The sequence below is a fragment of the Planomonospora sp. ID82291 genome (assembly GCF_015711645.1).
In the GTDB taxonomy this organism is placed as follows: Bacteria; Actinomycetota; Actinomycetes; order Streptosporangiales; family Streptosporangiaceae; genus Planomonospora.
In genome coordinates this window covers 1,166,458-1,181,332 of record NZ_JABTEX010000001.1, presented here as the reverse complement: position 1 = coordinate 1,181,332, position 14,875 = coordinate 1,166,458, and the positions used below count along the sequence as shown (strand labels likewise).

General features: G+C 72.6%; 9 protein-coding genes and 1 pseudogene. 6 read left to right on the top strand and 4 right to left on the bottom strand.

The genetic code is table 11. The features are described from left to right. The first annotated feature begins 46 nt into the window (after positions 1-46). The 4 genes and pseudogenes from HS045_RS04950 to HS045_RS36380 all read left to right on the top strand — a co-directional run. Positions 47-817 carry a DeoR/GlpR family DNA-binding transcription regulator gene (locus HS045_RS04950; RefSeq protein ID WP_196449970.1) on the top strand — a complete coding sequence of 257 codons (771 nt, stop codon included), beginning with the start codon at positions 47-49 and terminating at the stop codon, positions 815-817. A 176-nt stretch (positions 818-993) separates the two neighbouring features. After that, positions 994-2,736, top strand: a complete 1,743-nt coding sequence (locus HS045_RS04945; protein ID WP_196449969.1) for a glycerol-3-phosphate dehydrogenase/oxidase — start codon at positions 994-996, stop codon at positions 2,734-2,736. 115 nt (positions 2,737-2,851) lie between these two features. Beyond that, positions 2,852-3,208: a type II toxin-antitoxin system VapC family toxin gene (locus HS045_RS04940; protein ID WP_196449968.1), complete on the top strand. Its 357-nt coding sequence runs from the start codon at positions 2,852-2,854 to the stop codon at positions 3,206-3,208. 12 nt (positions 3,209-3,220) lie between these two features. Then, positions 3,221-3,358: pseudogene (locus tag HS045_RS36380) on the top strand (RNA polymerase sigma factor); the annotation flags it as partial. A gap of 22 nt (positions 3,359-3,380) precedes the next feature. On the opposite strand, the gene HS045_RS34150 reads toward HS045_RS36380, so the two are convergent. From HS045_RS34150 to HS045_RS04920, 4 genes are all read right to left on the bottom strand, one after another. After that, positions 3,381-4,076, bottom strand: a complete 696-nt coding sequence (locus HS045_RS34150) for a thermonuclease family protein (RefSeq protein ID WP_196466600.1) — start codon at positions 4,074-4,076, stop codon at positions 3,381-3,383. Between the two features lie 160 nt (positions 4,077-4,236). Further along, the gene (locus tag HS045_RS04930; protein ID WP_307827386.1) at positions 4,237-7,179 is read right to left on the bottom strand and encodes a M36 family metallopeptidase; all 2,943 of its coding nucleotides are present in this window, start codon (positions 7,177-7,179) and stop codon (positions 4,237-4,239) included. Positions 7,180-7,486: 307 nt separating this feature from the next. Continuing rightward, positions 7,487-8,752, bottom strand: coding sequence for an ATP-binding protein (locus HS045_RS04925; protein WP_196449966.1), 1,266 nt, complete (start codon positions 8,750-8,752; stop codon positions 7,487-7,489). Between the two features lie 239 nt (positions 8,753-8,991). Then, entirely contained in the window at positions 8,992-11,187 is a 2,196-nt protein-coding gene (locus HS045_RS04920; protein WP_196449965.1) for a beta-propeller domain-containing protein, read from the bottom strand. A 214-nt stretch (positions 11,188-11,401) separates the two neighbouring features. Here HS045_RS04920 and HS045_RS04915 point away from each other — a divergent pair, with 214 nt between their 5' ends. Together HS045_RS04915 and HS045_RS04910 are read left to right on the top strand one after the other, a co-directional pair. After that, complete coding sequence (locus tag HS045_RS04915; RefSeq protein WP_196449964.1) at positions 11,402-12,967, top strand: succinic semialdehyde dehydrogenase; 1,566 nt, start codon at positions 11,402-11,404, stop codon at positions 12,965-12,967. A gap of 73 nt (positions 12,968-13,040) precedes the next feature. Next, entirely contained in the window at positions 13,041-14,837 is a 1,797-nt protein-coding gene (locus HS045_RS04910) for a GMC oxidoreductase (protein ID WP_196449963.1), read from the top strand. The last annotated feature ends 38 nt before the right edge of the window (positions 14,838-14,875 follow it).

Genomic DNA, 14,875 nt, shown 5'->3' with positions numbered 1-14,875 from the left:
TGGGCAGGGATGGGTTTTGATTCTGTGCTGTGACACCCTGGTGGCCGTGAGCCGATACGAGCGCTGGAACGCGATCCTCGAACTGCTCGCGCAGGAGGGCCGCCTGACCGTCGAGCAGGCCGCCGAGGGGCTGGGCGTCTCCACCGCGACGATCCGGCGCGACTTCGACCAGCTGGCCAGGCAGCAGATGCTCATGCGCACGCGGGGCGGGGCCGTCGCGCAGAGTGTGAGCTACGACCTGCCGCTGCGCTACAAGACCGCGCGCCACGCCGGGGAGAAGCAGCGGATCGCCGAGGCCGCCGCCGCGCTGGTGGCGCCCGGCGCGGTCGTCGGCATGAACGGCGGCACCACCACCTCGGAGGTCGCGCGGGCGCTGGCCGTGCGGGCCGATCCGGAGATCGGCTTCACCGTCGTCACCAACGCCCTGAACATCGCCGCCGAGCTGACCGTGCGGCAGAACGTCAAGATCGTGGTGACCGGCGGGGTGGCGCGGCCCCAGTCCTACGAGCTGATCGGACCGCTGGCCTCGGAGGTGCTGGACCGGATCACGCTGGACATCGCGTTCCTGGGGGTGGACGCGGTCGACGCCGGAGCGGGGGCCTTCGCCCACCACGAGGGCGAGGCGAGCGTCAACGGCCTGCTGATCGGCCGGGCCGCCGAGGTCGTCGTGGTCGCGGACGCCTCCAAGATCGGCCGCCGCGCCTTCGCCCGGATCTGCACCCTGGACGCCGTCGGCACACTGATCACCGACGAGGGCCTCTCCGACGAGGACGCGGCCCGCTTCGCCGACGCCGGGGTGAAGGTCGTCCGCGCCTGATCGGCCCGGCCCGCGGACGTGTGGGGCGAAAAGGGGCAGAGGCGGATGTGGTGGACAGAGTGCTGGATGGTGGTGCGAATCACCGCGAGCATGGCTACCGGTGGGTAGTGACGTCCCGGGGCGGGGGTACATATCCCGGACAAGACGACGATCCACGTACCCCGGGGGGATGCAGCATGACGGCGCGTAGGGGCACCGCACGGCTCGGCCCTGCCGAGAGGTCCGCCGCACTGGCGCAGATGGGCTCCGCCGAACTCGACGTGGTCGTGATCGGCGGCGGGGTCGTCGGCGCCGGGGTCGCGCTGGACGCGACGACCCGGGGCCTGAGCGTCGGGCTGCTGGAGGCGCGCGACTTCGCGTCGGGGACCTCCTCCCGGTCCTCCAAGCTGATCCACGGCGGCCTGCGCTACCTGGAGCAGCTCAACTTCGACCTGGTCAGGGAGGCGCTGCAGGAACGCGCGCTGCTGCTGCAGCGGACCGCCCCCCACCTCGTGCGGCCGGTGCCGTTCCTGTTCCCGCTCACCCATCTCGGCTGGGAGCGGCCGTACGTGGGCACCGGGCTGGTGATGTACGACACCCTGGGCTTCTCCGCCGGGCTCACCCGCGGCGTCCCCGGCCACCGGCACCTGTCGCGCAGGCGGGCGCTGCGGCTGGCCCCGGCGCTGCGCCGCACCGCCTTCTCCGGTGCGGTGCAGTACTGGGACGCGCAGGTGGACGACGCCCGCTACGTGATGACCATGCTGCGGACCGCCGCCGGCTACGGGGCGCACGTCGCCTCGCGGGCGCAGGTGACGGGCTTCCTGCGGGAGGGGGAACGGGTCACCGGGGTGCGGGTGCGCGACCTGGAGACCGGGAGCGACCTGGAGGTGCGGGCGCGCCAGGTGGTGAACGCCACCGGCGTGTGGACCGACGAGATCCAGGAACTGGTCGGCGGGCGCGGGCAGATCCACGTGCGCGCCTCCAAGGGCGTCCACCTGGTGGTGCCGCGCGACCGGATCCACTCCCTGACCGGGATCATCCTGCGGACCGAGAAGTCGGTGCTGTTCGTCATCCCCTGGGGCCGCCACTGGATCATCGGGACCACCGACACCCGCTGGAACCTGGACAAGGTCCACCCGGCGGCCTCCCGCTCCGACATCGACTACGTGCTGGAGCACGTCAACGCGGTCCTGTCGGTGCCGCTCACCCGCGACGACGTCGAGGGCGTCTACGCGGGGCTGCGGCCGCTGCTGTCGGGGGAGTCGGAGGAGACCTCGAAGCTCTCGCGCGAGCACGTGGTGGCCCACCCGGTGCCCGGTCTGGTCATGGTGGCCGGGGGCAAGTACACGACCTACCGGGTGATGGCGCGCGACGCGGTGGACGCGGTCGCGCACGGCCTGCGCCAGCGGGTCCCGCCCTCCTGCACCGACCGGATCCCGCTGGCCGGGGCCGAGGGCTACCAGGCGCTGTGGAACTCGCGCGAGCGGCTGGCCCGGTCGTCCGGGCTGCACGTGGCCCGGATCGAGCACCTGCTCCAGCGGTACGGTTCCATGATCGACGAGGTGCTGGCGCTGATCGGGGAGGACCCGTCGCTGGGCCGGCCGCTGACCGGGGCGGACGACTACCTGCGGGCCGAGGTCGTCTACGCCGCCACCCACGAGGGCGCCCGGCACCTCAACGACGTGCTGGCCCGGCGCACCCACGTCGCCATCGAGACCTTCCACCGCGGCCTGGCCGTGGCCGAGGAGGCCGCCGCGCTGCTCGCCGGACCGCTGGAATGGGACGACGAGCAGGTCAAGCGCGAGATCGAGTACTACACCAAGCGCGTCGAGGCCGAACGGCTCTCCCAGGAGCAGGACACCGACCACGAGGCCGACGCCATCCGCCTCGGCGCCCCCGACATCGTCCCCTTCGCCGCCCCGGAGACCAACCTGGCCTGAGTCGGCAGGTCTTGGTGAAGGCTACTCGAGAGCTCGAGACATCGGGTCTCTCGGACTGTCCTGCGTCATCACCGATTCCGGTCGCAGCTTGCATGCAAATGCATGCCATGAAGTCATGGCACTGTTGCAGGTACGCGATGTCCCCGAACCGACAGTACGAGCACTCAAAGAGCAGGCGGCCGAGCGCGGCCTCACAGTCTCGAGCGCGTTGAGGGGTCTCGTCCTCGGTGAGAAGCTCGATGAGCAGCGGCTGGACGAAGCCGTCGAGGACTTCGGCTCACTACGCATCCGGCGTTACCAGATGACCGAACTCCTGGGCCACGTGCTCAGGCTCCGTGACGACTTCACGACCCACGATGCGGCGTATGTCGTGTTGGCACAGGCACTGGACGCACCTCTCGTCACGTCCGACCTGAAGATGAAGGAAGCCGAGAAGTTCGGCATCGACGTGCGCGTACTGCGGTCGAGCTGACGGTCGAGAGCGCTGTATCGCTACGCGGTGCGTCGCAGCGACTCGACGGACGATGTCGCCGACGTGATCGCCGAGACCTTCCTGGTCGCGTGGCGGCGGCTCGATGACGTCCCCGACGGAGACGCCGCCGTGCTGTGGCTGTACGGCGCGGCCCGTCGGCAGCCGTCCGGGGTCAGCGTTCGCAGACGAGGCCGTCGCCGTCGCGGTCCTGGTACCAGGCGTACTCCGGGTCGGTGCCCCGCCGGTACGGTCCGTGGCCCGCGGCGTTGGCCGCGCCGCAGGTGGGGAAGCGCGGATCGGTTCCGGTGGACGGCGGCTCCGGGGGCGGGGTCCGGGTGGGGGCCGGTGCGGGCGTCGAACCCGTGCCGTCGCAGCCGCCCGACCAGATCCGGAGCCCGTCCCGCCGCGCTTTGGCCTGCTCGGCCCGCATGAGGTCGATGTAGCGGTCGTTCGGCTTGTACAGCACGGCTCTGCCGTACCCGAAGCGCACGAGGTTGCGGTTGACGAAGGTGCCGGTCGCGCCCCACACGTAGCGCAGGTGGCGGCCGTAGCGGTCCTTCGGGTCCCTGTCCTTCAGCAGGTAGGCGCTCTTTCCGACGGGCAGGAGCGCCGCGGTGCGGGCGGACGAGGTCCTGAACCAGCACCGGCCGCGCTCGGGGGTGTCGACCTCCAGGAGCTGGACGCGGAAGACCGGGCCGGTACGGCCGGGGCGGACGTCGACCGTGTCGCCGTCCACGATCTTCACGACGACGACCTTCTGCGCCCCCTTCGGCACGCCCTGTGGGGCCGCCGCAGCGGGCCCCGCCGTCAGCGGCACGGCCAGGACGGCGGTGCAGGCCAGCAGGGACGCACGGAGGACAGGTGTCACGGGAGACTCCTTCGCCGGTGGTACGGAGGAGCCGAACGTAGCAAGGAGAACTCGATTCGATACGGATAGTGATCGATTCGGGATTCGTGAGGATCGTTCACTCCGGTGGAGAGCGGTACGGCTCCCGCCCGGGCCGGGGCGGGAGCCGTACCGGGCGGGCTTATCGGGTGAACGCCTGGAACTCGGCGGCGCGCAGGTGGTCGCGGGCCGGGCTCGCGGTGGCGCAGTCGGTGGCGGAGCCGGGGTCGGCGTCCTGCTCGCCGGCGTAGCGCGGGTTGCCGGTGCACTGGGTGGAGACCGCGCGCAGGGCCAGGTGGGTGGCCGTCGTCGTGGGGATCCTGAAGGACTCGATCAGCAGGTCGGCGCCCCGGGGGCGGGGCAGCCGGGTGTCGAAGGCGTCGGCGGGGCTGGTGTAGACGACGGTGAAGGAGGCGGGCTGCGAGCAGTCCTTCTCCGTGGCGTCGCAGGCCAGGACCTCGAAGGCGCGCAGCGCGCTGAAGCGGTTCTGGCCCCCGGGGTCGGCGGGGTCGTTGACGTTCGGCCGGAGCATGGCGCTGACCTGCACCCGGCGGACCTTCACCGGGCCGGACCCGGCCAGGTCCACGGTCACGGATCTGCCCCGGACCGGGCCGGTGAGCGAGGCCCAGTTCGTGGCCTCGGTCTCGTCGATCAGCTTGGCGTGGTTGACGCCGTCGCCCGTGGCCGTCGCGCCCAGCGCCGCCGAGGCGAGGTTCTTCGCCGGCGACAGCGGGAGGGGGAGCGTCACGCCGGGCAGCACCGCGAACCTCACCCGGGTGTGGCCGTAGCCGTTCCCGACGACGACGAAGTCGTACAGGCCCGGGGTCATCTCCACGGTGTCGCCGAGCCCGGTGGCCGGGTCGGTGTCGGCGACCGGTACGGCGCGGGCCTCGTAGCGGCCGACGTAGAGCCGGAGCGCGGCGCCGGAGGCGTCGGCGAGCGGCTTGAGCCGGATCTTCCCGTTCCGGCCCTCGGGGTCGGCGAAGCTCGGCGTCGGGTCGGGGTCGTTCTGGTTGAGGCTGGCCGCGCCCGCGCCGAGGCCGCGGGAGGCGAAGGCCCGCCACATGATGTCGCGGTTCCTGCCGCCGAAGCGCAGGGCGTCGGCCGCGAGCAGCGCGTCGCGGTGGTCGACGTAGCTGACCGCGCCGGAGGCCATCAGCAGCAGCGCGTCGAAGGAGAGCTGCGCCCAGCGGCGGTTGCCGGGGCACCGGCCCACCGGGACCTTCCCGTCGGCGCAGGCCCGCTGGAGGGCCGGGGTGCCCTTGCCGTACCGCCTGACGAACGCCTCGCGCACGTCGAACTGGGTGGCGCTCCAGATCTCGCCGTCGGCGTGGACCTGCTGGCCGACGAGGTCGTAGGCGACGTCGCCGTAGTTCAGCGGGGACCTCGACATGTCGTGGTTGCGGATGCCGGCCTTCCTGTCGCCGGTGACGTAGCCGCCGGTCACGTACGGCGTGTCGCCCGCGGGGCGGAAGCCGTACTCGGCCAGGTACTCCATGGCCAGCAGGTCGGAGGTGCTCTCGTTCATCGCGCCGGGCTGGGCGCCGCTCCATCCGGCGTCCGGGCCGCCGACCATGCGGCCGGAGATCGCGTGGCTGTACTCGTGGCCGATCACCGACATGTCGTAGTCGCCGTCCACGCAGGGCGAGTAGAACGCGCCCGCGACCGGCTGCCAGAGGTACATGTTCGTGATCGGGGCGACCCCGTCGGGGCCGGTGATCTGGTTGGCGTTGTCGCGCACGCTGGGCACCCGCGCGCCCGCCTGGGCGTTGCCCTGCTCGGGGTCGCCGCCGAGGCCGCCGCGCCCGCCGTTGTCGGCCTGCATGTTCCAGGCGCTCTCGGTGAAGCCGAGCCGGTAGGACCAGTCGTGCATGCGGTTGTGCATCACGTGCAGGTTGGTGATCGCCGCCTCCAGGTCGGCCTCGCCGGGCCGGTCGAAGACGGCCGGGTCGCACTTGGCGGTGTACCAGGTGTTCTTCCACGGGTGGGCGTGGTTCCGGTCCGGGGCGGGCGCGTTGCTCCGGGTGCCGACTGTGTACGGGTCGCCGCTGGCGCGGTTCTCGAACGTCCGCGCCGCGTTGCCGAGGCTGGTGTTCGTCGGCGCTCCCGTGGCGTGGTCGGTGTCCCACGCCTTTCCGGTGGCCGGGTCGCCGCCCGCCACCAGGTCGCAGCCGGGTCCGGCCGCGAAGCACCAGCGGGCGCGGGTGTCGGTGGAGGAGTGGTCGGCCGGCGGGTTGGCCGGGAAGGCCTCCCACTGCGGGTTCTCCGGCTCGTGGTGGTGGTCCACCAGGTTCTCGCGGGTCAGGATCTCGCCGCTGACCGCGTCCACGTGGGTGGTGTAGGCGGCGGGCTCGACCTCCTGTCTCGGGCCCCCGCCGATCAGCACCACCCGGTAGGCCCGGTGGACGCCGTCGGGTGCGGGCACGGCCACCTCGGTGGCCTGCTTGACGGTCGCGGTGGCCAGGTCGATCCCGCCGTCCCGGGCCGCGGCCTCCAGCGCCTGCCGCTCGGTGAGCGCGGCGGCGGGCGGGGCGTCGGTGGACCGGGAGAGCGTCGAGGTGACGTGCACCACCTTCCCACCCGTCACGCCCACCACCACCTGCCCGTCCACGCCCGCGGGCAGGTCGCCGAACCGCTGCCGGAGCAGGACGGCGTGGCCGTCCCCGATCGGGTGGGCCGCGACCTTCTCCAGCGCGTCGACGGCCGCGGGGCTCAGTCCGAAGAGGTTCTCGCCGGCCTTGAGGTAGGCGCGGGCGGCCCGCTCGGGGTCGTCGCCGAGCCCTTCGGCGAGCGGGGTGGAACCGGTGACGACGGCGGGGGTGCCGAGGGCGTTCCAGCGGATCGTGGCCCCGCCCGCCTGCTCGGCGAGCGCGGCGGCCGGGGGCGGGACGGCGCCGCGCCGGTTGTCGACGTCGGGCTCGGCGTGCTGCTCGGCCTGGAAGTCGTGGACGTCGTGGACGCCGGGGGACCCCTCGGCGGGCCCGCTCTGGGCGGCTCCGGGGAGGGGGAGGGCGAGGGACGGGAGTGCGAGGGCCGCCGTGGCTACGGCGATGACGGTGATGCGTGACCGGTTCCTGGTCGACACCGGGCCTCCTGCGGGGGGTTGGCCGTCGCCGGCCATGCCACGCGTGGATCACGTGCGCTGCGCAAGAGGTAACACCGGTTTATGAACTCTGACAAGATCTTGTAAAGGCTGATATGTCGGTGTAATAGAGGTCGGAGTGCTGCGGCGCCTTTGAGGTTGACGATCTCCGCCAGGTGAACCGCCCTCTGTCGTGCGTCGTCTCGACCGGCTGACCTGATCAGGCTGTTCTGGTTCCACCGGCTCCCTGGACGGCATCTTGCCGAAGGCTTGGTCGGCAGAACGCGGATCATGCTCGTGGCCGGATGAGTCAGACCGCCGGCTGGAGATGGCCCCAGAGAGCGGACATGGGCAGGGAGAGGATGCGGTCTCCGAAGGAGAGGCTCTGCGGTCCCAGGTGGAGGACGATGCCCTGCACGAACCGGTCGCCGAGTTTGTCCCGGAGCCATGCCAGATGCTTGGCGCTGCTCGCTGACGGAGACGTGCTCGCCTTGATCTCGATGGCGATGACGCGCCCGTCCGACGCCTCCAGGATGAAGTCGATCTCCCGCTGCTCTTTGTCGCGGTAGTACCACAGCGTGGGCGGGTCGTCGCAGAAGGAGAGAAGCTTGGTGATCTCGGTGAAGGCGAGCGTCTCGATGAGCGGGCCGAGCTGGGAGTTTCCGGGAGGTGTCAAGGACTGGGCCGACTGTCGCAGGAGGTGCGCGGCGAGACCCGAGTCGGTGAGATAGATCTTGGGGGACTTGACGATGCGTGATGTGAGGTCGGTGGACCAGGGGCTCAGCCGTGCGGTGAGGAAGACCGTCTCCACGTAGGAGAGGTAGTTCCGCGTCGTCTCCCAGCTCTGCTCCATCGCCTGGGAGAGATTGGTGCCCACGAGCGTGCAGCCGAGGGATGCAGCCAGCAGGGACAACAGACGGGGGATCGCATTCTGGTGCCGGATGGTGGCGAACTCGCGGATGTCACGGGTGGCGATCATCGTGACATAGCTCCGGAACCAGCGTGCCCGCCTGCTGGGGGCGGTGCTGAACAGCAGTTCGGGATAGCCGCCCTCCACCGTCACGCGCAGGTAGTCGGCCCGGCTCCAGGGGGAGTCGGCGACGAGAAGGCTGCGTGGTTCGGTGAAGGCGCGGAGAAAGAAATCCGGTGAGGCTCCCACGCGCTCACTGACGGCGAGCGGCCAGAGTTCGATGAGCGCGGCCCTGCCGGCGAGTGACTCGGAGAGAGTCGGGACGGTGAGGAACCGTGTCGATCCGGACAGGATGAACTGCCCCAGAGCGCGGTTCTGGTCCACAACTCTTTTGATCGCCCGGAGAAGCGCGTCACCGCCGTGCTGGACCTCGTCGATCAGGACCGGGGCGGGCTCCTGCCGGGCGAAGGTCGCGGGATCGTCGAGTGCGGCGTTGAGGATGGCTTCGTCGTCGAGTGTCCGGTAGACGCCGCCATGCCGTCGCTGGAACCCCTCCAGAAGGGTGGTCTTCCCCGACTGGCGCGGACCGTTGACGATCACGATGCGAAATGAGTGCATCAAGTCGTCGAGTTCGGCCTCTGCCAGGCGAGGGATGAGATCAGGCATGCTTCCGAACCTTCCGGTTAGGAGTCGGCGGTCCTGTATCGAGGATCCGCCAGGGTCTTATCGAGGATTCGTCGACGTTGTATCGAGGGTTTGGCGGGAAGCTGTCGAGGATCCGCCAGGAGGGGGGACCTGGTCCGCCGGGGAGCGGCCGAGCCCTCGGCAGCGGGCTGCCGAGGGCTCGGGGCGCGGATGAACCGTCTCCGGTGCCAGGCCGTACCGTAGGGCCCGGCCGCGGCGGGTCAGTCGAACGGGATCCAGGCCCGCTTGGCCAGGCCGTCCAGGGCGTTGACCGCCAGGCCGAGGTCGGAGACGGTCCACAGCGCGTCGCCGATCACGACCGAGCGGCGGATGCCCGGGTCGTAGGGGGCGATCCGGGTGTTCTCCACCGGCTTGGGCGCGGGGTGGACGACGGTCCCGGCCCGGGTGACGGCGGCGTCGCCGACCGTCAGGACCAGGGCGGCGCCGTTGGTCTGCTCGGTGCCGGTCCAGGTGCTCAGCGGCAGTACGGCGGTGCCGGTCGGCGCCCAGTACAGGAAGGCGTGCGGGTCCCACTCGGCCTCCGAGCCGGAGTCCTTCTGGAAGAACTGCGCCAGGCGGCGCGGGTTCGCCGGGTCGCGGACGTCGAAGAGGGAGACCTGGGTGCCGAGCGTGCGGCCCCGCTCGCTGGCCTCCTGGCCGATGCCGATCAGCCGCCCGTCGCCCGCCGGGTGCAGGTAGGCCGAGTAGCCGGTGATCTTCAGCTCGCCGGTCTTCCGCGGCGCGGCGGGGTCGCGCAGGTCGAGCACGTAGAGCGGGTCCACCTGCCTGAACGTCACCACGTAGCCGGTCGGGCCGATGAACCGGACCGAGTAGATCCGCTCGCCCTCGCCCAGGCCGCCGACCCGGCCGACCTCGGCCAGGGTGTCGGCCTTGAGCGCGTACACGGTGCTGGAGCTCGTCTTCCCGGTCTCCAGGGTGGTCGCCACCCGCAGGTGCCCCTCGTGCTCGGACAGGGAGTACTGGTTGAGCAGCCTCCCGGGGACCCTGCCGGAGGCGGCGTAGCGCGGCGCGCCCGGCGCGGTGACGTCGAACCGGTGGATCTCGGTCTCCTCCGGCGGCAGGACCGGGGTGGTCTCCGGGGCGGGGGTGCCCTCCGGCTCCGCGGGCCGGGCGGTCTCCTCCGGCGCGGCCGGGGTGGTCTCCGGCGCGGGCGCCGTGGTCCGGGGCGCGGCCGGGGGAGTCGCCGGGGCGGACGTCTCCGTCCGCGGGGGCACCGTGACGGTCTCCTCGGCCGGGGTCGGCTCGACCTCCGGGGCGACGCCGCCGGGCGGCGCGGGGCTCGGCGTGGCGGAGCCGGGCAGCGGCGTGGGCTCCTGCTCCACGCGCGTGGAGCGCGGCCGGGGCTCGGGCTCCTCCTCGACGATCACGTTGTCGATCGGCCTGGCCCACCACGAGCGCGGGTTGCTGGTGACGTACAGGCTGGATCCGGTGCCGTAGACGGTGTCGCCGTCGGCGGCCACGCCGATCGGGGCGGTCTCGGCGAGCGCCCGCTCGCCGCCGGCCAGGTCGAGGCTGTGCACGGTCAGCATCGAGGTGCCGGTGTACGCGCGCGGGTGGCTGACCCGTCCGCAGTCGACCGTGCGCTTCTCGCTCCGGCCGGCCGCGCCGGCCACCTCGTAGGTCGGCAGCCACGCCTCGACGGGCGCGGCCTTGACCGCCTCGACGTTCCTGCGGGTCCGCTCGGCGTCCGTGGCGTCGGGCCCGGCGTCGGGGAAGGTGAGGACGGGCTGGCTGCGGACCACGAGCCGCACCGTCGAGCCGACCATGCGCGCGTCCACGTGCGAGCCGTTCGGGGTGATCGAGCCGATCGCCTTCGGCTCGCCGGACAGGTCGACGAGCACGTAGCGCGGTCCCGGGCTCGGGGCGATCTTGGCCATGGCGCCGTACGGGATGATCCCGCCCCCGGAGAACAGCACCAGCGCCCGGTCGCCGCTGACCAGCAGGTCGGCCGGGGCCCACGCCTGCTCGGCGTCCACCAGCCGGAGCGTGCCGGTGACCTTCCGGGTGGCGGCGTCCACCACGCGGAGCACGCCGCGGTTCACGGTGATCACCCGCTTGCCGTCGGTCTTCACCAGGTCGGGCTCGTCCACCCCGGCCTCGTGCGTGTTCGTGGTGGAGTGCTCGGGCGCCTCCTGCTTGGCGCTCCTGGCGGCCGAGTCCTCGGCGAGCGCGTACGTGACCGGCCCGCCCAGGCCCCACGGCCCCACATGCTCCGCCGTGGCCGCGCGCAGCCCGGCGAGCAGGTCGTCACAGCCGCTGTAGGCGACCAGCCGCACGTCCCCCAGTTCCACCGGCGCCGTACGGCCCGCGCCCGGCTCCCCCGGGGCGGCGGTGCACGCCGTGGCGAGCAGGGCGGCGGCCAGGGTCGCGCCGGCCGTGCGAATCGATGTCCTCATGCCCCTACGACGGATCGGCGGCACGTCCGGTTCAGCCGCCCGCCGGTCGGCGGCCCCGGCCTCTTGCCGGCCGGTGGCCGGTCGGCGGTCCCGGCCTCCTGTCGGCCGGTGGCCGGTCGGCGGTCCCGGCCTCTTGCCGGCCGGTGGCCGTACGGCGGTCCCGGCCTCCTACCGACCGGTAGCCGTACGGCGTTCTACCGAATACCCTTCGGGCATGGCTGCCACTCTCGGAGCGATCCGGACCCTCGACCGGGACATGATCGAGCGCGTCGTCCGCCAGGTGACCTCCAGCGGGAAGACCCGCGAGATCTCCGCCCCCTTCACCGGTGAACCCCTCGCCGAACTGCCGCTCTCCACCGCCGAGGACGTCCGTACCGCCCACGCGCGGGCCCGCGAGGCGCAGGCGGCGTGGGCGGCGCTGCCCGCCCGGGCGCGGGCCCTGCCCTTCCTGCGCCTGCACGACGCCGTCCTGGAGCGCCGCGAGGAGATCCTCGACATCGTCCAGTGGGAGACCGGAAAGGCCCGTCGGCACGCCTTCGAGGAGGTCGCCGACGTCGCGGGCTGCAGCCTCTACTACGCCCGGCGGGCCCCCGGCCTGCTGGAGCCCCGGCGGCGCGCGGGCCTGTTCCCGATCGCGACGAAGGTCGTCGAGGCCCGCCGGCCCAAGGGCGTCGTGGCGCTGGTCTCGCCCTGGAACTACCCCCTCTCGCTCGGCGTGACCGACGTCGTCCCGGCCCTGCTCGCCGGGAACGCCGTCGTCCACAAGCCCGACACCCAGACCGCCCTGTCCACCCTGTGGACGATCGACCTGCTGGTCTCCCTCGGCATGCCGCGCGAGATCTGGCAGGTCGTGCTCGGCGACCCCGCCGAGATCGGCGACCCGCTCCTCGACGACGCCGACTACGTGGCCTTCACCGGCTCCACCCGGACCGGCCGGAAGATCGCCGAGGAGGCCGCCAAGCGGCTGATCGGCTGCTCCCTGGAGCTCGGCGGCAAGAACCCGATGATCGTCCTCGACGACGCCGACCTCGACGTGGCCGCCCAGGGGGCGCTGCGCGCCTGCTTCACCAACGCCGGGCAGCTGTGCATCTCCATCGAGCGGCTCTACGTCCACGACGCCGTGTACGACGCGTTCACCGAGAAGTTCGTCCGCCTGGTCACGAACATGAAGCTCGGCACCGGCCTCGACTGGGATGTGCAGATGGGCTCGCTCACCTCGCGGCGCCAGCTGGAGGCGGTCGCCGCCCACGTGGACGACGCCGTCGCCAAGGGCGCCCGGGTGCTGGCCGGAGGCCGGCCGCGCCCCGAGGCCGGGCCGCTGTTCTACGAGCCCACGGTCCTGGCGGACGTGGACGAGACCATGGACCTGTGCCGCGAGGAGACCTTCGGCCCCGTCGTGTCGCTCTACCGCTTCTCCGACGAGGCCGAGGCCGTGGCGAAGGCCAACGACACCGTCTACGGCCTCAACGCCTCCGTCTGGACGCGGGACCTGGCGCGCGGTCGCGCGCTGGCGGGCCGGATCAAGGCCGGGACCGTCAACGTCAACGAGGGGTACGGCGCGGCCTTCGCCTCCTACGACGCCCCCATGGGCGGCATGAAGTCCTCCGGCCTGGGCCGCCGCCACGGCTCCGAGGGGCTGCTGAAGTACACCGAGGCGCAGACCATCGCCACCCAGGCCGGCTGGCTCGGCCTGGAACCGCTGCCCGGGATGGCCTACGACCGCTACACCGACGTGGTGGTGAACCTGCTCAAGGTCATGAAGGCGCTGCACCTGAAATGAGCGCCCGGAGCGGGAGGCGGGCCGGTGAGAGGGGCCGGTGAGGCGGGCCGGTGAGGCGGAGGGAGCGCCCGGGGTGTTCGACTACGACGTGCTGGTGATCGGATCGGGGTTCGGCGGCAGCGTCACCGCGCTCCGCCTGACGGAGAAGGGCTACCGGGTCGGGGTCCTGGAGGCCGGGCGGCGCTTCGACGAGAGCACGCTGCCGAAGACCTCCTGGCGGGTCCGCGACTTCCTGTGGGCGCCGGCCCTGGGCATGAAGGGCATCCAGCGCATCCACGTGCTGCGCGGCGCGAAGGGCACCGGCGTCATGGTGCTGGCCGGCGCCGGGGTCGGCGGCGGCTCCCTGGTCTACGCCAACACCCTCTACGAGCCCCCGGACCCGTTCTTCGCCGACCCCCAGTGGGCGGGCATCACCGACTGGAAGGCCGAGCTGGGGCCGTACTACGACCAGGCCCGGCGGATGCTGGGCGTGGTGGAGAACCCGACCGTCACCCGCGCCGACGAGATCATGAAGAAGGTCGCCGAGCGGATGGGCGTGGGCGAGAGCTTCCACCGGGCCCCGGTCGGGGTCTTCTTCGGCACGCCCGGCGCGGAGGCGGACGATCCGTACTTCGGCGGCGCCGGGCCGCGGCGCCGGGGCTGCACCGAGTGCGGCGAGTGCATGACCGGCTGCCGGCACGGCGCCAAGAACATGCTGACCAAGAACTACCTGTACCTCGCGGAGAAGGCCGGGGCCAGGGTGCACCCGGAGACCACGGTCACCGCGGTCCGCCTCCTGCGGGCGGACGACGGATCCGGCGGGTCCGGTAAGGACGGCGGGTCCGGTGGGTACGACGGCGGTTACGCGGTCGAGGTGCGCAGGACGGGTGCGCCGTGGCGGCGCCGCACGCTCACCGCCGGGCAGGTGGTCTTCGCCGCCGGGACGTACGGCACGCAGCGCCTGCTCCACCGGATGCGGGCCACCGGGGCGCTGCCCCGCCTGTCCGACCGGCTCGGCGCCCTGACCAGGACCAACTCCGAGGCGCTGCTCGGCTTCGAGCGCCTGTCCGTCAAGGACGACAAGCTCAACCGCGGCCTGGCGATCACCTCCTCGGTCCACCTCGACGCGCACACCCACATCGAGCCCGTCCGCTACGGTGACGGTTCCAACGCCATGGCGATGCTGCGCACCCTGCTGATCGACGGCGGCACGCCCGGTGGCGCGGCCGGTGGTGGGATCAGCGGCGCGCCCGGCGGCGGCACGCCGCGCTGGCTGAAGTTCCTCGGCGAGGCGGCCCGCCGCCCGCACCTGCTGCCCCGGCTGTTCGACCACCGCCGGTGGTCCGAGCGCGCGCTCATCGCCCTCGTCATGCAGGCCAAGGACAACTCGATCACCCTGTCCCCGGGCCGGGGCCCGCTCGGCGGCCGGCGGCTGCGCTCCCGGCCGGGCCACGGTGAGCCCAACCCCACCTGGATCCCGGCCGGGCACGCGTTCGTCCGGCACGCGGCCGAGGAGATCGGCGGCATGCCCGGCGGGTCCTGGCTCGACCTGTTCGACATCCCCGCCACCGCGCACTTCCTCGGCGGCTGCGTCATCGGCGACTCGCCGGCCTCCGGCGTGATCGACCCCTACCACCGCGTCCACGGCCACCCGGGCCTGCACGTCGTCGACGGCTCCGCGGTCTCCGCCAACCCGGGCGTCAACCCCTCGCTGACCATCACCGCGCAGGCCGAGCGCGCCATGGCCCTGTGGCCCAACCGGGGCGAGCCCGACCCGCGCCCCGCCCCGGGCTCCCCCTACGTACGGCCGGCCCCCGTCGCGCCGAAGCACCCCGTCGTCCCCGCCGCCGCCCCCGGCGCCCTGCGCCTGCCCATCGTCGGCATCACCTGACCACCCGTCCGATCGCCGGACGGCCGTCCGGCAGAATC

Bases quoted from the DNA above. Each gene is read 5' to 3' on its own strand.
- HS045_RS04940 (WP_196449968.1), top strand. From the start codon at position 2,852: ATGGCACTGTTGCAGGTACGCGATGTCCCCGAACCGACAGTACGAGCA.
- HS045_RS04925 (WP_196449966.1), bottom strand. From the start codon at position 8,752: ATGCCTGATCTCATCCCTCGCCTGGCAGAGGCCGAACTCGACGACTTG.
- HS045_RS04920 (WP_196449965.1), bottom strand. From the start codon at position 11,187: ATGAGGACATCGATTCGCACGGCCGGCGCGACCCTGGCCGCCGCCCTG.
- HS045_RS04945 (WP_196449969.1), top strand. From the start codon at position 994: ATGACGGCGCGTAGGGGCACCGCACGGCTCGGCCCTGCCGAGAGGTCC.
- HS045_RS04915 (WP_196449964.1), top strand. From the start codon at position 11,402: ATGGCTGCCACTCTCGGAGCGATCCGGACCCTCGACCGGGACATGATC.